Raw genomic sequence first — 20,902 nt, 5'->3', positions numbered from 1 at the left:
TAAGACCCGGCGCGGCGGGTCGGCACAATGATGACCGGGATCTGAGCCCCGGGCCAGCGCCACACGATAGCAAGGTTCCTGCCAAAACCAAACGACCGTGTTCGCTTGAGGGTATTCGATCGGGGCATATGTACGCCTCCTCGGCATCGCCTCAGCGCCGCAGCAACCCCACCAGCTCGTCCACGTCCGGCAGCGGCGCGCCGGTTCCCGCGGCGCTGTCGTCGTCGGCCTCCAGCAGCCCGTCGGCCAGCGCGCGCTTGTCGCGGTGCAGGTCGACGATGCGCTCTTCGATGGTGCCGGCATTGATCAGCCGGTACACCGTCACCGGGCGCTGCTGGCCGATGCGGTGCGCCCGGCCCATGGCCTGGTCTTCGGCGGCGGGATTCCACCAGGGGTCGGCAATGATCACGTAGTCGGCCGCGGTCAGGTTCAGGCCGAAGCCGCCGGCCTTCAGGCTGATCAGGAAGACATCGCCCTCGCCCGCCTGGAAGGCGGCCACGCGGCGGGTGCGCTCGGCCGCGGGGGTGGCGCCGTCCAGGTACTGCAGCGCCAGCCCGGCGCGCTCCAGCCCCTGGCGCAGCAGCTGCAGGAAGTCGACAAACTGGCTGAACACCAGGGTCTTGTGGCCGCTCGCGGCAAGCTCGCTGGCCAGCTCGACAAAGGCGCGCACCTTGGCGCCTTCGGACAGCTGGCCGCTGAGTTCCGGCGTGACCAGGCGCGGGTCGCACGCGGCGCGCCGCAGCCGCATCAGCTGCGCCAGCACGTGGATGCGCGCCTGGGCCTGGTGCTGGGCCTGCGCCAGGGCGCGCGCACGGGCCCCGGCAGGCGCGCCTTTGGTGGCCTTGCGTGCCGCTTCCACGCGCGCCAGCGCGGCCTCGGCCTCGGTCTGGGCCTGGCGGCGCAGGGCCTCGTAGTGCGCGGCTTCGACCGGCTCGGGCTCGACCCGGATCACCAGCTCCGTGCGCGGCGGCAGTTCGTCCAGCACCTGCGCCTTGGTCCGGCGCAGCACGAACGGCGCGATCATGCGGCGCAGCCGCTGGCGCGCCTCGCGCATGCCGCCGCGCTCGATCGGGTTGGCAAAGTGTTCGTTGAAGCGGGCCAGCGAGCCCAGCAAGCCCGGATTGCAGAACCGCATCACCGACCACAGCTCGGCCAGCCGGTTCTCCACGGGCGTGCCGGTCAGCGCCATGCGGAAGCCCGACGGCAGCGCGAACATGGCCTGCGCCCGCCGCGTGACCGCGTTCTTGAAGGCCTGCGCCTCGTCCGCGACCACGGTATGCCATTCGCGCGCGCAGAACGCCTTGCTGGCCTGCTGCAGCAGCGTGTACGAGATGATCACCAGGTCATGCGGCCCGGCCTGCGCCAGCAGCGTCTCACGATCGCCCTCGGCATAGACATGGACGTTGAGCGTGGGCGCAAAGCGCCGCGCCTCGGCCGCCCAGTTGCCGCACACCGAAGTCGGCGCGATCACCAGCGCGGCGCCGCCGCCGGCGCGCGCCACCAGCACCGCCAGCGCCTGCAGGGTCTTGCCCAGGCCCATGTCGTCGGCCAGGCAGGCGCCCAGGCCCGAGGCCGCCAGCGTCATGGCCCAGCGGTAGCCAGCCTCCTGGTAGGGCCGCAGCTCAGCCGCCAGCGTGGCAGGCAGCGCGATGTCAGCCTCGCGCGCGGCGCGCAGCCGGGCGATGCGCTGGCGGAAATGCGCATCGGGATCGACGCCGGCGCCGGCCAGCACGTCATCCAGCCACGGCGTGGCCATCTGCGGGACGCGAATGCCGTCGGGCACATGCTCACCGACGCCGGCGAGGTCGCGCAGCCGGCCGCGCAGCGTGCGCGTCAGCGCCACGTAGACGCCCTGCCCCATCGGCACGAAGCGCCCGGCGTGGCTGCCGGTCCAGTCGATCAGCTTGCCCAGCTCCAGCACCAGCCCCTCGGCCACGCGCAGCTCGCCGGCCAGCCGGTACCACGCGCCGCGGCTCTCGATCTGCACGCCCAGCTGCCGCAGGTCGGCCGGCAGCACGCGAATCTCCTTGCCGCGCGGCCATTCCACGGCCTGCACGGCGGGCAGTCCGGGCAGCGCCTCGACCACGGCGAGCGCGTCCTCCGGATCGTCCAGCATCCAGGTGTATTCGCCGCCCGGCGGCGCCAGCGCCACCAGCTGCGGCAATGCCGCGAAGACCTCGGCCACGCTGGCCAGCTCGGCATCCAGGTCGCGTTGCGTGGCCAGGGTCTCGCCGCGCACCGCCGCCATCAGGCGCTCGCGTCCGGCGCCGGGCGCGAGCCGCGGCCCGAGCGGCCCCAGCGGCGTCACCACCAGCCGCAGCGAAATGCCGCGCCCCGCCAGCCCGCCCAACGGTGCCACCTCGGCGCGCAGGCGCGCGTCAGCCTCCACCGCGCGCGATCCGCCCGCCTGGTCGGCCTGGACCTGGAACTGGCCGGCCAGCGCGCGCAAGGTCTGGTCGAGCTGGGCGTGGCCGTCCTCCGGGATCGCCAGGCCATCGCCGATCAGCCGGGCAGCCTCGAACTGCGCCGGCGTAAAGCGGATCAGCCGCAGCCGGTGCGGGCCGTCGCGCACCACCGTGAGCTGGCGCAGGGCCTCGGCCTCCTGGCGCGCGGCGGCCGGCAGCAAGGCTTCCATCGCCGGCGCCTCGCGCACCGGCGGGAACATGCGCAGCACGTAGCGGCCGGCGCTGCGCACCGCTTCCAGCGCGGGCGCGTCCTCCACCACCTCCAGCGTCTGCGACGGCGCATGCGCCAGCACCACGCCCGGGTGCCCCACCAGCGCCATCGCCGCGGCGGCGCGGTCGAGCACGTAGCGCCGGTTGTGCGACTGGTCGCGGCGGATGGCGCGGGCCACGCGGGCGTCCCACGGCTCCAGCCGGTCGTCCTCGGCCACGCGCGCCAGCGGCACCGGCCTGGGCTTGCCCCAGCCGCGCGCGCCGCGCACCTGCTCGAGCGGCTCGATCGTGCCGGGCGCGCCGTCGGCATCCAGCGTCAGCGCCCACAGCAGGCGCCTGCCGCCTTCGCCCCCGGCGGCAGGCTCGCTGCCGGCGAGCGCGCGCAGCGCCTCCAGCGCCTGCTGCCAGCCGGCCTGCGGCGCGGACGCGCCGCCGGGGTCGGAAGCCCTGTCAGGCGGGACATCGGGTCCGGGATGTGGGGTCAAAGGCACGGCGAGTGTGGGAATCAAGGCCGCCAGCGCGGCGGCACGGTGCGCGGAACAGGGCAAGAATGCCCGAAAAAGAGAATTCTAGACCGCAGCGGCGCCCGCACCGCGTTGTGACCCATGCCCCCCGGGCTTACAATATCGTTTTTGCTATTTCCACGGCGCAGGGAGAACAGACATGTCGATGGCGGATCGCGACGGCAAGATTTGGATGGACGGCAAGCTGATCGAATGGCGCGACGCCAAGATCCACGTGCTGACGCATACGCTGCACTATGGCATGGGCGTGTTCGAGGGCGTACGCGCCTACAAGACCCCCGAAGGCACCGCCATCTTCCGCCTGAAGGAGCACACCCGCCGCCTGTTCAATTCGGCCAAGATCTTCCAGATGGTCATGCCCTTCGACGAGGCCACGCTGGAAGCGGCGCAGCGAGAAGTGGTGCGCGCCAACAAGCTGGAATCCTGCTACATCCGCCCGATCGTGTGGGTCGGCGACGAGAAACTGGGCGTCTCGGCCAAGGGCAACACCATCCACGTGGCAATCGCGGCCTGGCCGTGGGGCGCCTACCTGGGCGAGGAAGGCATGGAGCGCGGCATCCGCGTGAAGACCTCGTCGTTCACGCGCCACCACGTCAACGTGTCGCTGGTGCGCGCCAAGGCGAGCGGCTACTACATCAACTCGATCCTGGCCAACCAGGAAGCCACCGGCCTGGGCTACGACGAAGCGCTGCTGCTCGACACCGAGGGCTATGTCAGCGAAGGCTCGGGCGAGAACGTCTTCATCGTGCGCAACGGCGTGATCTACACCCCGGACCTGGCCTCGTGCCTGGACGGCATCACCCGCGACGCCACCCTGACCATCGCGCGCGACCTGGGCATCGAGGTGCGTGAAAAGCGCATCACCCGCGACGAGATGTACTGCGCCGACGAAGCCTTCTTCACCGGCACCGCCGCCGAAGTCACGCCGATCCGCGAACTGGACGACCGCGTCATCGGCGAAGGCCGCCGCGGCCCGGTGACCAAGCAGATCCAGGACGCGTTCTTTGCCGCCGTGGGCGGCACCAACGAAAAGTACAAGAAGTGGCTGACGCTGGTCTGAGCACCGGCTGCCAGCCCCTGTTGCGCGCGCCCGGCACTGCCGGGCGAGGCACACCCTCTGTTTTCATCGAACAATAAGCATCACTCCCTGCAACACCATGACGCAAACCGCCACCATCATCGAAATCGGCGCTGAAGACATTCCGCTGCATTGCCCGACCGCCAACACCCCGGCATGGAACTACCATCCGCGCGTGTTCCTCGACGTGGCAGACACCGGCGAAGCCAAGTGCCCGTACTGCGGCACCGTCTACAAGCTCAAGCCGGGCACCGTGCTGAAGGGCCACCACTGACCCGAGCCGCCCGCATTCGCACGATCCTGACGCTCCGGGCCGCTTGCAGGCGCCCCGGAGCGTCGGCATTGCCGGCGTCCGCGCCGACGCTCCCGTGCCGGCTCCAAGCGCCCCGCCCATGAAGAAAGCCCTCGTCATCGCCCCCAACTGGATCGGCGACGCCCTGATGGCGCAGCCGCTCTTTGCGCTGCTCAAGGCGCGCCATCCGCGCCTGGTTATCGACGCACTCGCGCCCAAGTGGGTCGCGCCCGTGCTCGCGCGCATGCCGGAGATCGGCCGCGTGTTCCCGTCCGACCTCGCGCACGGCAAGCTGCAGCTGTCGGCACGGCTGATGTTCGCGCAGCAGCTCAAGAACGAAGGCTATGACCTCGCCTACGTGCTGCCGAACTCGCTCAAGTCGGCACTGGTCCCCTGGCTGGCCGGCATCCCGCTGCGCATCGGCTACCGCGGCGAAGCCCGCTTCGGCCTGCTCAACGTGCGCCACGCCAACCCGCCGCGCGACAAGCGCCCGCCGATGGTGGAGCACTACGCCCGCCTGGCGCTCAAGCCCGGCGCGCGCCTGCCCGAAGACCTGCCCGAGCCGCGCCTGCGCGTCGACCCGACGCGCATGGCGGCCACCGCCGAGCGCTTTGGCATCGCCCCGCACACGCGCGTGATCGCGTTCTGCCCGGGTGCCGAGTTCGGCCCGGCCAAGCGCTGGCCGGCCGGGCATTTCGCCAGGCTCGCGCAGATGCTGCGGCGTTCCTACCCGTATGCGCAGATGATCACGCTGGGCTCGGCCAAGGACGCCGAGATCGCCGCCGAGATCGTCAGCGAGGCCCCGTTCGTGCGCAACCTGTGCGGCCAGACCTCGCTGGATGACGCCGTGGACCTGCTGGCGCTCTCCGAAGCCGCGGTCTGCAACGACTCCGGCCTGATGCACGTCACCGCGGCGCTGAACCGGCCCCAGGTGGCGGTGTTCGGCTCGAGCGACCCGCGCCACACGCCGCCGTTGTCACAGGCAGCGAGTATCATGTGGCTGCAACTGGAGTGCAGTCCCTGCTTCAAGCGCGAGTGCCCGCTGGGCCACCTGCGCTGCCTGAAAGAGATCGAACCTGAAATGGTGTTCGTCGAGCTGCGCAAGCTGCTGCACCGGCCCTGACCTCACTGCCCTCGCCACTTCTACTGCCACCATGCCTCGCTTTGCCCGCCTGTTCGATTCCGCCGAAGACATCGTCGAAGCCTTTCGCGAAGCGCTGAAGCTGCGCGACGCAGACGGCGCGCTGCGCCTGTGGCTGGACGAAGACTCGATCACCTGCGTGCTGCCCGACGGCCAGCGCCTGATCGGCCACGAACAGCTGCGCCAGGCCTTCCTGCAACTGCTGGAAGAACAGCCGGTGCTGGTCGATGCAATCGAGACCAGCAGCCATGCGTCGATGGCCGTGTCGATCTTCGACGTGACCGAGGCGCTGCGCTTCGGCGGCGACCGCGTCGAGGCCGACCTGTACGTGCACACCACCTATGTACTGATGCAGAACCACGAAGGCTGGCGCCTGGCGCATATCCACTGCAGCCCGGCCAACGCGGTGCAGGTTGCCGCCGTGGCCGCCGCGCCGGGGCAGGCGCTGCACTGAACCCGCATGGCCGCCGCGCCGCGGCCTGCTGCAACACCACGCCGGCATGACGCAGCTTCCGCACCACCGCCTTCCCCAGGCCGTCCACGCCGCCCAGGCTGATCCCGCCACGGCGCCCGGCCATGGCTACGGCGAAGGCGTGCCGATGCCCTGGTGGCTGCGCGGCGGCCATGCCCAGACCATCATCCCCGCGCGCTTCACGCGCCGCCCGCCGCGCGTGAGCTTCCGCCGCGAGCGCTGGGATACCCCCGACCAGGACTTCATCGACCTCGACTGGACCACCCACCCGGTGCGCCCGGACACGCCGCTGGTGGTGATGTTCCACGGCCTGGAGGGCGATTCCGGCAGCCACTACGCGCAGGCGCTGATGCATGCGCTGTCCCTGCGCGGCTGGCAGGGCGTGGTCCCGCATTTCCGCGGCTGCTCGGGCGAGCTCAACCTGGCACCGCGCTTCTACCATTCGGGCGATTCGGCCGAGATCCGCTGGGTGCTGGAACGCATGCGCCAGCGCCATTGCGCCAACGGGCGCAAGCTGCTGGTGGTGGGGATCTCGCTGGGCGGCAACGCACTGCTGCGCTTCCTGGGCGAGGACGGCACCAGCGCCGGCCACGTGCATGCGGCCGCGGCGATCTCCGCGCCGCTGGACCTGGCTGCCGGCGGCGCGGCGCTGTCGGCCGGCTTCAACCTGGTCTATACGCGCATGTTCCTGCAGACGCTCAAGCGCAAGTCGCTGGCCAAGCTGGGGCAGTTCCCGGGGCTGTTCGACCGCGACACGATGCTGGCCAGCCGCGACCTGTACGCCTTCGACAACGTCGTCACCGCGCCGCTGCATGGCTTTGTCGATACCGACGACTACTGGCGCCGCGCCGCCAGCAAACCCGTGCTGCGCGACATCGCCGTGCCCACGCTGGTGCTCAATGCGCGCAACGATCCCTTCCTGCCGGCCCGGCACCTGCCCGGTCCGGCCGACGCCAGCCCCCAGGTATGGCTGGAACAGCCCGAGCACGGCGGCCATGTCGGCTTCATGACCCCGCCCGAGGGCTGGCGCCGGCACCTGCCCCTGCTGCCCGACGGGCGCTTCAGCGGCGACATCGAATGGTTGCCGGCACGGATCCTGAGATTTTTTGACGGCATGATGTGAGGCGGGCGCAGTCCCCCCACGGCCCGCCGAGGAGACAGACATGGACGAGATCGTCAGGCAAGCCATGGCACGCTGGCCCAACGTGCCCAACGCCTACGGCTGGCTGGCACTGGACCGCCGCGGCCAGTGGCGCCTGCGCAATGAGTACGCCCAGCAGCACGGGCTTTCGGGCGACCCCATCCGCCATGAAGCGCTGATCGGCTTTATCGAACGCAACTACCTGTGCGACGAGCGCGGCGCCTGGTACTTCCAGAACGGCCCGCAGCGGGTGTTCGTTTCGCTGGGCTATGCGCCGTGGGTGGTGCGGCTGCATGAAGGCGCGCTGCGCACGACCACGCAGCAGGCCTTCACGCTGCAGGCCTGCTACGCCGACGAGCACGGCAACGTGGTGCTGGCCGGCACGGTCGAGGGCATGGCGCAAGGCAGCCCGCCGGCACAGCAGGCCGCCCTGCTGCACGACCACGACCTGGAACTGTTCAGCGGCGCCAGCACCTGGCATGGCGAAGCCTGCGGCACTGACCTGGGCGTATTCCACCACGATGGCCGCGACATCCCGATCGAGCCGGTTGCCGAGAGCGAGGTGCCCAGGCGCTTTGGCTTCGTGCGCCAGCCGGCGCCGCCGGCTGGCTGAACGCCTGCCTCAGTTAGGCATGCCCTTGCTGTCCTGCTTGTCCTCGCGGTACTGGCGCTCCAGCTGGTGCAGGCGCGCATCGACCTCGGACAGCGTGTAGAAGTCGCCGTCGCCGGCCTTGCGCGCGATCTGCAACTGCTCGATCGCGGCCTGGTAGGCGCCGTCCATCGCATACTTCTCGGCCAGCGCCTGGTGCTGCTGCAAGCGCTTGCCCTGGCCCGCGTAGGCGCGCGCCAGCAGCTCCCACCATTCGCTGCGGCTGGTCTCCTGGCGCGTGCGTTCGCGCAGGAAGCGCACGGCCTCTTCATAGCGGCCTGAGCCGACCAGGGTATCGGCATAGGCAATCGCCACCGCATGCGACAGCGGGAACGCCTTCATCGACGCGCTGGCCTGGGACAGCGCCTCGGGCACGCGGCCCTGCGCGCGCGCCAGTTCCACCGCCATCACGTCCAGCATGGGGCTGCCCGAGGAGGCGCCGGGAATATTGCCGTAGAGACGTCGCGCCTCGGCCAGCTCCTGTTCGGCGGCCGGGTAGCGGCCCAGCCGCTGTTCGGTGAAGGCAAGGCCGTAGTGCAGCGCCGGAGCACGCAGTGCCGTTGCTCCCGGCAGTTGCGTGCGCAGCGCCGCGCGCAGGTTCTGCAGGTCGCTGGGCGACGATTCCTGGATCACGCGGGCCCGCATCCGCGCAAACTCGTATTCAGGCGTGTTGGCGACCTTGCGCTTGCTGGCATGGCTGACGCGGTCCTGCATGTCGGCAATCCGCTCGGAGGTCAGCGGGTGAGTCCGCACATAAGACGGGACCGAATTTTCCGCGGTCCCCGATGCGCGCTGCAGCCGCATGAAGAAATCGGGCATGCCCTGCGGGTCAAACCCCGCCGCGGTCAGGATCTGGAAGCCGACCCGGTCGGCCTCGCGCTCGGCCCCGCGCGAGAACGACAGCTGGTTGGCGATGGCCGCGCCCTGCCCGCCCATGGCCAGCGCCGCCGCGGCGTCCGGGCTGCGCGTGGCGGCCAGGCCCGCCAGCACCATCGAGGCCAGCGCGATCCACATCGACTGGTCCTGCGAGGTGATGCCACGCGCGATATGCCGCTGCATCACGTGGCCGATTTCATGGCCCAGCACCGAGGCCAGTTCCGATTCCGTATCGGACTGCACCAGCAGCCCGGTATGCACGCCGATATAGCCGCCCGGCAGCGCAAACGCGTTGATGCTGCGGTCACGCACCGCGAACAGGTCAAAGCCGGTGGCAAAGGTGCCCGCACCGGTCGAGCCGGAGATATTCTGGCGCCGCGCCGCCTGCACCAGCCGGTAGCCCAGCGCGTTCAGGTAATCGGACAGCAGCGGATCCGGCACGTACAGCGGGTCGCGCCGGATATCGCGCATGATGCGGTCGCCCAGGCGCTTTTCCATGTCGGGCGACAGCGACGCCGTGGACGGGTCGCCCAGGTCCGGCAACTGCACGCCGCCGGCCTCCACCACCGCGTTGTTGGTGCGCAGGCCGAACTCGGACTTCTGGCCCGCCTTCACGCTGCGGTTCAGGTTGTCATAGACCTGGTCGCTGGCCTCGCCCGAGATGGCGGGCACCGGCTGCGGGGGCCGGGCCGCGGGCGCAGCCGCCACCGGCGTGGCTGGCGCCGGGGCCGTGCGCGGCGTACCCTGAGGCCAGGCCGGTGCCGCGAACGTCAGCGCCAGCAGCGCCGCCAGCGGCCGCCGCCATGGCGTCCATGCGCCGCCAGCGCGGCAATGGCCGGCGCCTGCGCGATGTGACGCGGAGCCGGCGGGAACAGCGTCCGCCACGGCGCCGGGGCCGCGTGCGGCAGACCTGCGAAGCGATGGGTGTTTTGGCATGTTGCTATGATAGCGGCCTCCCGTGGCCGTTCCCATCGGATGCTTCCCAGGGACGCCGGCGGCCACCAGCACGCAGTTCGCACTGAAGCTCTCGATCATGACCCAGCTCACCCATTTCGATACCGCCGGACAAGCCCACATGGTCGACGTCGGCGACAAGGCCAGCACCCACCGCGTCGCCGTGGCCACCGGCACCATCACCATGCAGCCAGCCACCTTCACGCTGGTGCGCGACGGCAGCGCCAAGAAAGGCGACGTGATCGGCATCGCCCGCGTGGCGGCGATCATGGCCACCAAGCGCACCGCCGACCTGATCCCTCTATGCCACCCGATCGGCCTGACCAAGGTGGCGGTCGAGTTCGCGCTGGACGAGGCCACCGCCACCGTAGCCTGCACCGTGCGCACCGAAACCCGCGGCCAGACCGGCGTGGAGATGGAAGCGCTGACCGGCGTGCAGGTGGCGCTGCTGACGATCTACGACATGTGCAAGGCGGTGGACCGCGGCATGGTGATGGGCAATGTGAAGTTGCTGGAAAAGCATGGGGGCAAGTCGGGGGATTGGGTGGCGGCCGGCTGACCTCCGCACGTGACGCCTGCAACACGCGCCGCGATGGGCAGTGTCACGATGTCTTACGCCAGGGTCGTTCCCCGGTAATAGAGGTAACGCCGCATTTCCAGCCGGGCCGCCGTGGCGCCGGCGCGGGACAATTTGGTATTCAATATGATTGCAGGCCCGCCGCTGGTTGCGGCCTGCTGACCCTGTCCGTGGCGTGCCATGCGGTGCGCGCGGGGATGAGGTGGATACCATGAACGGGCGCATGCTCTGCCAGATCGCCCTGGCACTCGCGGCCACGGCCGCAAGCGGCGCCGCCCTCGCCGGGCGGGCCGATCTCCACGATGCCGCTTTGCACGATAGCGACGCACGCGGCGGCTTCATCAAGACACGCACAAGCGTCGGCGTGGGCCTCTATTTCGGGCCCGGCGTGTTCTATGGCGGCTACCCGTATGGCTACCCCGCCCCGTACTACTACCCGCCCGCCGTGGTCACCGCACCCGCGGCGCCGCCGCAGTACATCGAACAGGGTCCGAACGGCCCCGTGCCGGTCCCCGGCCCGGACGGCGTAGCGCCGCAGCAGGGCTGGTGGTACCACTGCGACCAGCCCGAAGGCTACTACCCCTATGTGCAGGCCTGCCCCGGCGGCTGGCAGCGCATACCGGCACAGCCGCCGGCCAACTCCTGATGCGGGGTGACACCATGCATACCCTGACCCGCGCCACGCTGGCCGTGGCCACCCTGACCCTCGGCGCCTGCGCCGTGATGCCTGCCGGCCCCAGCGTGATGGTACTGCCGGGCACCGGCAAGAGCTTCGACCAGTTCCGCGCCGACGACTACAACTGCCGCCAGTTCGCCTTCGGGCGGGTGGGCGGTGTCTCATCCTCGCAGGCCGCCAACAATGCCGCCGTCGGCAGCGCCGTGGTCGGCACCGCGCTGGGCGCAGCGGCGGGCGCGGCGTTCAATGGCGGATCGGGTGCGGCGGTGGGTGCGGGCGTCGGCCTGCTGACTGGCGCGGCGGTCGGCGCTGGCAATGCCCAGTACGCGGGTTACGGCACGCAACAGCAATACGATGCCGCCTACGTTCAGTGCATGTACGCCAGCGGCAACCGCGTGCCGGCCCCCGGACGCGTCGCCGCTGCGCCGCCGGCACCGCGGTACTACTACTATCCGCCGCCTCCGCCGCCGGTCTATTACAGCCCGTATCCGTACTACTAGGTCAGTCCCGGCGCCATTCGGAATACCGACGCGAACGGTCGCCGACCCATGCGCAGAATGCCTGCGGGCGTTCGTCTGGCGTCAGGTCGCGGCAGGCCTTCGCAATCTCGGCGTATTGCGCGACTTCATCGCCAAGGTAGTACCAGCGCAGCCGTTCCATCCACTGGCGGCCTTGCGCAGGATCGCCGGTCAGCGCCAGCAGCCATGCGGTGCGCGCGATCATGGTCGGCGTAGGCAGCAGGTGGACGGCGGCGATGTGGGCGGGCAACAACTCTGCCGCATTGGCCGGCGTAATGGTGGCCAGGCCGGCAGCGTCGGCCTGCGCGTGCTGGCGGAACCAGAAGCGCGGCATCGGCAAGGCGTTGCGGCCTTCGCTGCTGGCGTATTCGCGGGCTTCGGCGCGGCGGTAGTCTTGCCACATGGTGGCCAGCACGGCCATAGCCACCACGACAAACGCGAGCGCCAGCCCACGCGCCACTGGCATCGGCACGCGCCAACGCCCGAAACCCGACGGCTCCAGCCAACCGAGCATGAAGCAGAACGGCAGGAAGAAATAGAGATAATGCAGCGGGTATTCGAGCATCGAATGCGCGCACAGCATCGCCAGCCAGGTGAGAACCAGCACGGTCTGCTTGCGCTCTTCGCTATCGCCGTGCCACAAGCGAACGCGAATCACGCGCCATAGCCACGCCAGCAGGATCAGGCCTACGCCGGCGGTACCGACGATGCCCGTCTTTGCCAGCAGGTCGAGGATGGCGTTGTGGGCGTGCAGGGACATCTCCACCTTCACGCCGACTTGCTGCAACTGCTGGAATTGCGCCCAGCCGAACTCGCCCCAGCCGACGCCGAACCACGGGTGGGAGCGGAACATTGCCAGCGCGTGGGTCCACAGTGCGCCGCGCGCGGACATCTGGTCTTCGGCTTCGAGTTGCGCGATGGTGTCGAACAGACGCCAGTCGAAGGCTTGCCCTGCGGCGCGGATTGCGGGTTGCAGGATCAGTAGCATCGCCACCATTGCTACGGCTGCGACGAGCAGACCGACTGGCCGCTGCATTGGGTCCGAGTCGCGCCGCCCGCCTCGCGTGAGCCACGCCGCGACCAGCGCGTAGATCGCAGCGAGGCCAACATGCAGCACGCCAGTGCGCGAACCGGATAGCACGATGCCGCTTTCCAGCAGGGCCACGGCGGCTAGCCACATCGGGAAACGTAGGCGGCCACGCGAGGCCAGCCACACGGATGCCACCAGCGCCAGGCCTTCAACGGTGGCCTGGTGATTGGGCTGGTTCAGGTTGCCCCACAGGCGGCGGTTGTTGTCGTAGAAATAGCTGGAGACGAGGCCGAAGGCGCGGGGTTCGAGATGGAACAGCTGCACCCATTGCGTGAGGGTGCCCAGCAGGCCGGCGATGAAGAAGGCGGTGGCGAGGGTGTCTCCGATGTTCTGAGTGGATGCCGCAGGCGTGCCTCGGTACGACCATGCGGCGCATGTCACCGCTGCGCCCAGGAACAGCGTGAGGATGGTGGTGAGGCGGCTACCAGTGATGTCGTGATGGCCAGTGGCGCCCGAGACAAGTCCGACGACGACCAGCCAGAGAAACAGCAGTGTCACCCACGGCAGCGACACTCCAGGCGATGCCACTGGGCGGCGACCCGCATGGATCGCGAGGACGGCGAGCGCGCAGAGCGCGGCGGTCCATTCGCCGTAGAACGTCGCGAGCGGCAGCGTGTGCCGGGAGACTAGCAGCGGAAAGACGATGGCTGCGATGAGGGCAGCCGACGGGATGTTGGTCCGGGACGGCGGCATTGAGGCGCCTGGTTAGGGGAAAGGCGCATGATAGCTTGGGCGCTACCTAAAGAAAAAGCGCCCGAAGGCGCTTCTTCTTTAGGTAGCAATCAGACAGAATCAGATACCCGTTTTTGCCTTGGTACAGGGCGCGGCACCAGTGTTGGTAGCTGCCCATTTAATCGCGTTCGCGTTGCTAGTATTGTCCGGAGTCAGCGTGACTTCACAACCGAGCAGTGCAGCCTTACCCGTCATCACAACTGCCCCGGTCTTCGCGGTCAAGGTTACAGTGGCATTGGTCGGCGCCGGAAGTGCCGGATAGCCAGTGGCCGTCTTCAAGAGTACATCAGTATCGCATTTGGCATCGATTACGCCGTTATTGACTTGACTGCACTCAGCGATGGCCATTTTCAAAGGGGCAACTTGCGAATAGACGTCCGACCAACGCGACCGCGTCACATAATCCTGATACTGCGGAATCGCAATAGCCGCCAAAATACCAATGATCGCAACCACGATCATCAGTTCGATCAGCGTAAAGCCCTTCTGGACACGACGGCCCAGCTTCTTCAGTTGTTGTACCCGTTGCATGATTTGACCCCTCGAAGAGATTTTAGTTGAGCGTTGCACGTCTTCGGTTTCGTGACGCGGGGACTATTGAGCAGTAACCGTGCCAGCGGCATCCCCCATCGGTTGGGGGTGAAAAGCGACAAATTTCGTCACCCATCAGGGGGATGCATGCCGTATGCGCCAAAATTTGTCACTTGCGCTCGCTACCACCGCGCGAAGCGACAAAATGTGCGATCACTCACATGAGTTAGTTGGCCAAGGCACCGACGGCCGCCTTGCCGGCACGCCAACGAAAAAGGGCGGCCAGCTGGCCGCCCTTCTCGCCTGGGCGAAATCTCGTCAGGCGGCCTGTGCCGACCGGCGGCTCAGCAGCTTGCCCATGATCACCACCAGGATCGCGCCGGCGGCGCCGAATACCAGGTGGGCGTGCGGCACGTGGACTTCGAACCAGGCGGCGTCGACCGGGTCGCTGACCAGCATTTCGCCGGCCAGGTAGCCCAGCAGCGCGGCACCCAGCACGATGATCACCGGGAAGCGCTCCATGACCTTGAGCAACAGCGTGCTGCCGAACACGATCAGCGGGATCGACAGGCCCAGGCCGATGATCAGCAGCATCAGCTGGCTGCCCTCGGGGCCCTTCTGTGCGGCAGCGGCCACGGCCACCACGTTGTCGAGCGACATCACCAGGTCCGCGATCAGGATGGTGCGGATGGCGGCCCAGATATTGTCCTTGCCGTCGTGGCCTTCCTCATCGTCATCGCCGGTCAGCAGTTGCACGCCGATGTAGACCAGCAGCACGGCACCGACGATCTTCAGGTACGGCAGGCTCAGCAGCTTGACCGCGGCCACGGTCAGCACCACGCGCATGATGATGGCGGCGGCACTGCCCCAGAAGATGGCTTTCTTCTGCTGGGCGGGCGGCAGGTTGCGCGAGGCGAGCGCGATCACCACCGCGTTGTCGCCGGACAGGACGATATTGGTCAGGATGATCGATCCCAACGCAATCCAGAATGTGGTGGAAGACAGCAGTTCCACGGGAGGGCTCCTCGAATTTTATAGGTTGCACACCCGTCATCTGACGGGATTTCGGATGTCTCGAAACACGGACATGACTGTTTACCGCACGAACCTTTCGATTAGATTTCAATCCTGTAATGTTTCGTGCCGGAAGCCACGCCGAATCCGTCCTCCAGAATGACAATGCCCCCGCGCGGGCGGGGGCATTGCCTGGTTCGCCATTCCAGCGCTCGCTGGAATGGCGAGGTACGACTTACAGCATTGCCTTCAGCAGGCGGCCCATCTCCGACGGGTTCTTGGTCACCTTGATACCGCAGGCTTCCATGATTTCCAGCTTGGCCTGGGCGGTATCGGCACCGCCCGAGATCAGCGCGCCGGCGTGGCCCATGCGCTTGCCCGGAGGCGCGGTCACGCCAGCGATGAAGCCAACCACCGGCTTCTTCATGTTTTCCTTGATCCAGTAAGCCGCGTTGGCTTCGTCCGGACCGCCGATCTCACCGATCATGACCACGGCGTCCGTTTCCGGATCGTCGTTGAACATCTTCATCACGTCGATGTGCTTCAGGCCGTTGATGGGGTCGCCACCGATGCCGACAGCCGACGACTGGCCCAGGCCCAGCGCGGTCAGCTGGCCCACGGCTTCGTACGTCAGCGTGCCCGAGCGCGACACCACACCGATGCGGCCCTTCTTGTGGATATGGCCCGGCATGATGCCGATCTTGATTTCGTCCGGCGTGATCAGGCCCGGGCAGTTCGGTCCCAGCAGCAGGGTCTTCTTCTTCTCGCGGCGCATGCGGTCCTTGACTTCCATCATGTCGCGCACGGGGATGCCTTCGGTAATGCAGACCACCAGGTCCAGGTCGGCGTCAACGGCTTCCCAGATCGCGGCAGCGGCGCCTGCGGGCGGCACGTAGATGACCGACACGGTGGCGCCGGTCTGAGCCTTGGCGTCCTTGACGCTGGCGTAGATGGGAATGCCTTCGAAGTCTTCACCGGCCTTCTTCGGGTTCACGCCCGCGACGAAGCAGTTCTTGCCGTTGGCGTAGTCGCGGCAGCCACGGGTGTGGAACTGGCCGGTCTTGCCGGTGATGCCCTGGGTGATGACCTTGGTGTCTTTGTTGATCAGAATCGACATGCTGTAATCCTTTGCTTGGCTACGAGCGGCGCGCGCGAGGGCGCATCAAAGCGCCTGCGCACCGCCCGCGTTCGCGTATGGTTGCGTTCGTGCGACGGCTTACTTGCCAGCGGCAGCGGCCACCACCTTCTGGGCGGCTTCTTCCATCGTGTCGGCCGAGATGATGGGCAGGCCCGAATCGGCCAGCATCTTCTTGCCGAGGTCTTCGTTGGTGCCCTTCATGCGCACGACCAGCGGCACCGTCAGGTGCACGGCCTTGGACGCGGAGATCACGCCTTCGGCGATCACGTCGCAACGCATGATGCCGCCGAAGATGTTGACCAGGATGGCCTGCACGTTCGGGTTGCTCAGCATCAGCTTGAAGGCTTCGGTCACCTTCTCGGTGGTGGCACCGCCGCCCACGTCGAGGAAGTTGGCCGGCTCGCCGCCGAACAGCTTGATGGTGTCCATGGTGGCCATGGCCAGGCCGGCGCCGTTCACCAGGCAGCCGATGTTGCCGTCCAGCGAGATGTAGGCCAGGTCGAACTTCGAGGCCTCGATTTCGTTGGCGTCTTCTTCATCCAGGTCGCGATAGGCCACGATTTCCGGGTGACGGAACAGCGCGTTCGAGTCGAAGTTGAACTTGGCGTCCAGCGCGATGACCTTGCCGTCGCCGGTCAGGATCAGCGGGTTGATTTCAGCCAGCGAAGCGTCGGTTTCATAGAACGCCTTGTACAGGCCTTGCAGGGCCTGGCGAGCCTGGGCAACCGAAGCGTCGGGCACGCCGATCTTGCGGGCGATGTCGTCGGCGTCAGCGTCGGTCAGGCCAACCGACGGCTCGATGATCAGGGTGTGGATCTTTTCCGGGCTGTGGGCGGCGACTTCTTCGATGTCCATGCCGCCTTCGCTCGAGGCCATCAGCGCGACCTTCTGCGAAACACGGTCCACCACCAGCGAAACGTACAGTTCCTTCTTGATGTCGGCGCCTTCTTCGATCAGCAGGCGGTTGACCTTCTTGCCTTCCGGGCCGGTCTGGTGCGTGACCAGCTGCATGCCCAGGATGTTCGAAGCGTAGGTCTTGACGTCGTCGATGCTCTTGGCAACCTTCACGCCGCCGCCCTTGCCGCGGCCACCCGCATGAATCTGAGCCTTGACGACCCACACCGGGCCGCCGAGCGTTTCTGCGGCCTTCAGGGCCTCGTCAACCGAGAACGCGGGGATGCCGCGCGGAACCGGCACATTGTATTTGCGCAGGATTTCCTTGCCTTGATACTCATGGATATTCATGCGTGTTTCCTTTCGGGTAGGCGTAAAAGGTAGAAGGGAAGAATCTGAAAGAAGACGAACTCTCTCGTCAGGCTGGCCAATCCTGAGAATCAGCCGGAGGTGCCGGTCGGCCGCTCGGCCGGGACAGCGTCGTTGCCATCATTGCCGCGGTCGCCATTGGCCGCGGGCGGCGCCTGAGGCGCAGTTGCGACGGCAGGTGCTGCCTCGGCCCGTACCTTGGGCGTCGGCTGGTGACCATACCAGCGCGGGTAAAACTGACGAACCACCTCGCCATCGAAACGCAGGGCGTGGCAGCCGTTCAACTGATAGGGCGGCTCCGGATTCGGGTCGTCCTCGCCGTTGTCGCGGATATTGATGACTTCACCGGCAAAGGCCTGGATCGCCGTGCTGGGCAGCACGCCAGCGGCCTCGGTCAGGTGTGAGCAACCGTGCATGCCGCCCAGGCGCTCGCGCACGGCCTTGCGAAAGCCCTTGCGCAGGTTCAGGCCGATCAGCTTGCGGTAAGCCGGGCCGATCGTGTCGCAATGAGATGGATACGGCACCCAGTCCGAGCAGGCCTCGGCATCCAGCACCGTCATTTCCTCATTGATCGTGACGCGCAACCACAGGTCGTGCAGGGGCTGGCCTACCGGGCGGACGCGGTCGCCGGCCAGTTCGATGTCGCGAGGCTTGGTGTCGGTCAGGCGCACCTCGATATCCCACAAGCCGTCCTCTCTCTGGTACGCCTCGGCCGTAATGGCGCGACGGTGACGCTGGGAGCGGTTGACGGGCTGGGACAGAGGCATGGCCAGGCTGGAAATACGGGGGCTGGGGAACGGCGGTGCCGGAGCACCGAAAACCGGGGGAGTTTAACATGCCGCGCCGCTTTGGCCGGGAACATCCTTGTGCAGCAACTGTCGCAGCGGGATTGTCGGCCGACCATGGCGCATCAGGCCTCGCCACCGTCGTCGCCATAGTCTTCGTCCGCACCCTGGATGATCTTGCCGACGACCGAACGCGAGAACCCGCGCGCCACCATGAAGCGGATCTGCCTGGCCCGCGCTTCGGGCGTGTCCGGCGGGGTGCCGAAGCGCTTGCGCCAGACCTCACGGGCGCGCTCCACTTCCGTGGCGCGCAGCCGCTCCTGCAGATCGCCCAGTTGCTCGCTGCCGAGCTTGTGGGTCTTGGCTTCCTGCATCACGCGCGCGGTGCCGTAGCGGGCGCCGCGGCGGTGCACCAGGCTGTCGGCAAAGCGCTGGTTCGACAGCCAGTTCTCGCGCTCCAGCGCGTCCAGCAACTGCTCCAGCTGCTCGGCCGACTCGGCATGCGGCGCCAGCTTGCGCGCCAGTTCGGCGCGGCTGTGCTCGCGGCGAGACAGGTAGCCGACGGCGCGGGCCTTCAGCGAAAGCGGGGGACGGGTTGCCATGGTTGCCGGAATCTGTGGATGGAGGGGTCCGCGCCAAGCAAAAAGGCCGGGGCATCGGCGATGCCCCGGCCTTCCGGATGGCGCAATGGCCGCTGGCGCGGTCAGTCTTCGACCGCTACCGGCGTGGCAGCCGCCGTGGGGTTCATGGCCACCACGCCCAGCGCCGCGCGCACCTTGTTCTCGATTTCGTCGGCGATGTCAGGGTTCTCGCGCAGGTATTCGCGCGCGTTGTCCTTGCCCTGGCCGATCTTGTCGCCGTTGTAGCTGTACCAGGCGCCGGACTTCTCGACGATCTTGGCGTCCACGCCCAGGTCGATGATCTCGCCCTGGCGCGAGATGCCCTGGCCGTAGAGGATGTCGAAGAAGGCTTCGCGGAACGGCGGCGAGACCTTGTTCTTGACCACCTTGACCTTGGTCTCGTTGCCGATCACGTCGTCGCCCTTCTTGATCGAGCCGATGCGGCGGATATCCAGGCGCACCGAGGCGTAGAACTTGAGCGCGTTGCCGCCGGTGGTGGTTTCCGGCGAGCCGAACATCACGCCGATCTTCATGCGGATCTGGTTGATGAAGATCACCAGGCAGTTGGTGCGCTTGATGGTGCCGGTCAGCTTGCGCAGCGCCTGGCTCATCAGGCGGGCCTGCAGGCCGGGCAGCGAATCGCCCATTTCGCCTTCGATTTCGGCCTTGGGCACCAGCGCCGCCACCGAGTCGATCACGATCAGGTCGATCGAGCCCGAGCGCACCAGCGCGTCGGTGATTTCCAGCGCCTGTTCGCCGGTGTCCGGCTGCGAGATCAGCAGGTCGCCGACGTTGACGCCCAGCTTGTTGGCGTAGCTGACGTCCAGCGCATGCTCGGCGTCGATAAAGGCGCAGGTGCCGCCCAGCTTCTGCATCTCGGCCACGACCTGCAGCGTCAGCGTGGTCTTGCCCGACGATTCCGGACCATAGATCTCGACCACGCGGCCGCGCGGCAGGCCACCGACGCCAAGCGCGATGTCCAGGCCGAGCGAACCGGTGGATACCACCTGAATGTCCTTCTCGACCTCGCCGTCGCCCAGGCGCATGATCGAGCCCTTGCCGAACTGCTTCTCGATCTGGGAGAGCGCGGCGGCAAGCGCCTTCTGCTTCTCGGCGCTCACGCCGGCACCTGCCTTCTTGTCGTCCATGGTCGTCCTTGAATCAATGGTGTATAAATAGGCCGCATGTGGCGCGGCACCGGCATTTTCCGGCTCCAGCGCCGGCCCGGCTGTCTGCGCGGCCGCTCTCCAGGGGGTCTCCCCGGGCAGCCCCAGCGGAACGTGCGGGTACTGTATAAAAAAACAGTATGCTTGGCAAGCCCCATCGCGCCCCATTCCGCCGGCGCCGGCTATGCCGGCCAGGGTGGAGACAACCATGCGCATTCTGATCGCCGAAGATGACGACGTGCTGGCGGACGGCCTGACGCGCTCGCTACGCCACTCGGGTTACGCCGTCGACCACGTCACCAACGGCCTGGAAGCCGATTCCGCGCTGTCGACCCAGACCTTCGACCTGCTGATCCTGGACCTGGGCCTGCCGCGCATGTCCGGGCTGGAAGTGCTCAAGCGCCTGCGCGCGCGCGGCGCCATGCTGCCGGTGCTGATCCTGACCGCCGCCGACAGCGTCGACGAGCGCGTCAAGGGCCTGGACCTGGGCGCCGACGACTATATGGCCAAGCCCTTTGCCCTGTCCGAGCTTGAAGCGCGCGTGCGCGCGCTGGTGCGGCGCGGCGCCGGCGGCGGCGCCACGCTGATGCGGCACGGGCCGCTGGCCTACGACCAGGTCGGACGCATCGCCTATCTCAACGAGCAGATGCTGGACCTGTCCGCGCGCGAGATCGGGTTGCTGGAGATCCTGCTCACACGCAGCGGCCGCCTGGTATCGAAAGAGCAGCTGGTGGACCACCTGTGCGAATGGGGCGAGGAAGTCAGCAACAACGCCATCGAGGTCTACGTGCACCGGCTGCGCAAGAAGATCGAAGTCGGCGGCATCCGCATCGCCACCGTGCGCGGGCTTGGCTACTGCCTGGAGAAATTCCAGCCGGCGGTGGCCACGCATCACTGATCCGACCCCACCGCAGGCCACGCGACTGACCTGAGCGCAACCTCGCCGAGATGAGCCTGCTGCGACTGCCCTGGCGGCGCGTGCCCCGCCCC

General features: G+C 67.8%; 20 protein-coding genes. 10 read left to right on the top strand and 10 right to left on the bottom strand.

Annotated features, from left to right (window positions below):
* Positions 1 to 151: 151 nt before the first annotated feature.
* Positions 152 to 3,166, bottom strand: coding sequence for an SNF2-related protein (locus tag AC3WRR_RS33040; protein ID WP_492299273.1), 3,015 nt, complete (start codon positions 3,164 to 3,166; stop codon positions 152 to 154).
* Between the two features lie 172 nt (positions 3,167 to 3,338).
* On the opposite strand from AC3WRR_RS33040, the gene AC3WRR_RS33035 reads away from it, so the two are divergent.
* The 6 genes from AC3WRR_RS33035 to AC3WRR_RS33010 all read left to right on the top strand — a co-directional run bounded on the left by AC3WRR_RS33035 (position 3,339) and on the right by AC3WRR_RS33010 (position 7,936).
* Positions 3,339 to 4,259, top strand: a complete 921-nt coding sequence (locus tag AC3WRR_RS33035; RefSeq protein WP_010812204.1) for a branched-chain amino acid transaminase — start codon at positions 3,339 to 3,341, stop codon at positions 4,257 to 4,259.
* Positions 4,260 to 4,356: 97 nt separating this feature from the next.
* Positions 4,357 to 4,551 (top strand): zinc-finger domain-containing protein, encoded by a 195-nt coding sequence (locus AC3WRR_RS33030; protein WP_010812205.1) that lies wholly within the window; start codon positions 4,357 to 4,359, stop codon positions 4,549 to 4,551.
* A 118-nt stretch (positions 4,552 to 4,669) separates the two neighbouring features.
* Positions 4,670 to 5,692: a lipopolysaccharide heptosyltransferase II gene (waaF, locus tag AC3WRR_RS33025; RefSeq protein ID WP_010812206.1), complete on the top strand. Its 1,023-nt coding sequence runs from the start codon at positions 4,670 to 4,672 to the stop codon at positions 5,690 to 5,692.
* 31 nt (positions 5,693 to 5,723) lie between these two features.
* On the top strand, positions 5,724 to 6,164 hold the full coding sequence (locus AC3WRR_RS33020) for a YybH family protein (RefSeq protein ID WP_010812207.1): 441 nt from the start codon (positions 5,724 to 5,726) through the stop codon (positions 6,162 to 6,164).
* Between the two features lie 46 nt (positions 6,165 to 6,210).
* Positions 6,211 to 7,305, top strand: a complete 1,095-nt coding sequence (locus AC3WRR_RS33015; RefSeq protein WP_037025088.1) for a YheT family hydrolase — start codon at positions 6,211 to 6,213, stop codon at positions 7,303 to 7,305.
* A gap of 40 nt (positions 7,306 to 7,345) precedes the next feature.
* Positions 7,346 to 7,936 (top strand): DUF2946 family protein, encoded by a 591-nt coding sequence (locus tag AC3WRR_RS33010; RefSeq protein WP_010812209.1) that lies wholly within the window; start codon positions 7,346 to 7,348, stop codon positions 7,934 to 7,936.
* 9 nt (positions 7,937 to 7,945) lie between these two features.
* On the opposite strand, the gene AC3WRR_RS33005 is transcribed toward AC3WRR_RS33010, so the two are convergent.
* Positions 7,946 to 9,784 carry a beta-barrel assembly-enhancing protease gene (locus AC3WRR_RS33005; RefSeq protein ID WP_037025090.1) on the bottom strand — a complete coding sequence of 613 codons (1,839 nt, stop codon included), beginning with the start codon at positions 9,782 to 9,784 and terminating at the stop codon, positions 7,946 to 7,948.
* 97 nt (positions 9,785 to 9,881) lie between these two features.
* Between AC3WRR_RS33005 and moaC the strand changes: the two genes are divergently transcribed.
* From moaC to AC3WRR_RS32990, 3 genes are all read left to right on the top strand, one after another.
* Positions 9,882 to 10,361, top strand: coding sequence for a cyclic pyranopterin monophosphate synthase MoaC (moaC, locus tag AC3WRR_RS33000; protein WP_492299271.1), 480 nt, complete (start codon positions 9,882 to 9,884; stop codon positions 10,359 to 10,361).
* A 229-nt stretch (positions 10,362 to 10,590) separates the two neighbouring features.
* A complete protein-coding gene (locus tag AC3WRR_RS32995; protein ID WP_011614573.1) occupies positions 10,591 to 11,025 on the top strand; it encodes a hypothetical protein in 435 nt (144 codons plus the stop codon).
* A 14-nt stretch (positions 11,026 to 11,039) separates the two neighbouring features.
* Complete coding sequence (locus tag AC3WRR_RS32990; protein WP_492294543.1) at positions 11,040 to 11,555, top strand: hypothetical protein; 516 nt, start codon at positions 11,040 to 11,042, stop codon at positions 11,553 to 11,555.
* Position 11,556: 1 nt separating this feature from the next.
* Here the strand turns inward: AC3WRR_RS32990 and AC3WRR_RS32985 are convergent, their stop codons facing one another.
* The 8 genes from AC3WRR_RS32985 to recA all read right to left on the bottom strand — a co-directional run bounded on the left by AC3WRR_RS32985 (position 11,557) and on the right by recA (position 19,894).
* The gene (locus AC3WRR_RS32985; RefSeq protein WP_492299269.1) at positions 11,557 to 13,356 is read right to left on the bottom strand and encodes a PglL family O-oligosaccharyltransferase; all 1,800 of its coding nucleotides are present in this window, start codon (positions 13,354 to 13,356) and stop codon (positions 11,557 to 11,559) included.
* Positions 13,357 to 13,455: 99 nt separating this feature from the next.
* The gene (locus AC3WRR_RS32980; protein WP_454749245.1) at positions 13,456 to 13,926 is read right to left on the bottom strand and encodes a pilin; all 471 of its coding nucleotides are present in this window, start codon (positions 13,924 to 13,926) and stop codon (positions 13,456 to 13,458) included.
* 318 nt (positions 13,927 to 14,244) lie between these two features.
* The gene (locus tag AC3WRR_RS32975) at positions 14,245 to 14,940 is read right to left on the bottom strand and encodes a TerC family protein (RefSeq protein ID WP_058698367.1); all 696 of its coding nucleotides are present in this window, start codon (positions 14,938 to 14,940) and stop codon (positions 14,245 to 14,247) included.
* Between the two features lie 235 nt (positions 14,941 to 15,175).
* Positions 15,176 to 16,057 (bottom strand): succinate--CoA ligase subunit alpha, encoded by an 882-nt coding sequence (sucD, locus tag AC3WRR_RS32970; RefSeq protein WP_011614568.1) that lies wholly within the window; start codon positions 16,055 to 16,057, stop codon positions 15,176 to 15,178.
* A 99-nt stretch (positions 16,058 to 16,156) separates the two neighbouring features.
* Positions 16,157 to 17,323 carry an ADP-forming succinate--CoA ligase subunit beta gene (gene sucC, locus AC3WRR_RS32965; protein WP_492299266.1) on the bottom strand — a complete coding sequence of 389 codons (1,167 nt, stop codon included), beginning with the start codon at positions 17,321 to 17,323 and terminating at the stop codon, positions 16,157 to 16,159.
* Positions 17,324 to 17,412: 89 nt separating this feature from the next.
* On the bottom strand, positions 17,413 to 18,108 hold the full coding sequence (locus AC3WRR_RS32960) for a DUF2889 domain-containing protein (RefSeq protein WP_011614567.1): 696 nt from the start codon (positions 18,106 to 18,108) through the stop codon (positions 17,413 to 17,415).
* Between the two features lie 143 nt (positions 18,109 to 18,251).
* Positions 18,252 to 18,728 carry a recombination regulator RecX gene (gene recX / locus AC3WRR_RS32955; RefSeq protein ID WP_011614566.1) on the bottom strand — a complete coding sequence of 159 codons (477 nt, stop codon included), beginning with the start codon at positions 18,726 to 18,728 and terminating at the stop codon, positions 18,252 to 18,254.
* A 101-nt stretch (positions 18,729 to 18,829) separates the two neighbouring features.
* Entirely contained in the window at positions 18,830 to 19,894 is a 1,065-nt protein-coding gene (recA, locus tag AC3WRR_RS32950; protein ID WP_010812222.1) for a recombinase RecA, read from the bottom strand.
* A gap of 226 nt (positions 19,895 to 20,120) precedes the next feature.
* Between recA and AC3WRR_RS32945 the strand changes: the two genes are divergently transcribed.
* Positions 20,121 to 20,810, top strand: a complete 690-nt coding sequence (locus AC3WRR_RS32945) for a response regulator (RefSeq protein WP_010812223.1) — start codon at positions 20,121 to 20,123, stop codon at positions 20,808 to 20,810.
* Positions 20,811 to 20,902 lie beyond the last annotated feature (92 nt).

The sequence above is a fragment of the Cupriavidus sp. FW305-3-2-15-C-LB2 genome (genome assembly GCF_058787575.1).
The sequence above is the reverse complement of the archived record's forward strand: the minus strand, read 5'-3'. Positions and strand labels throughout refer to the sequence as shown.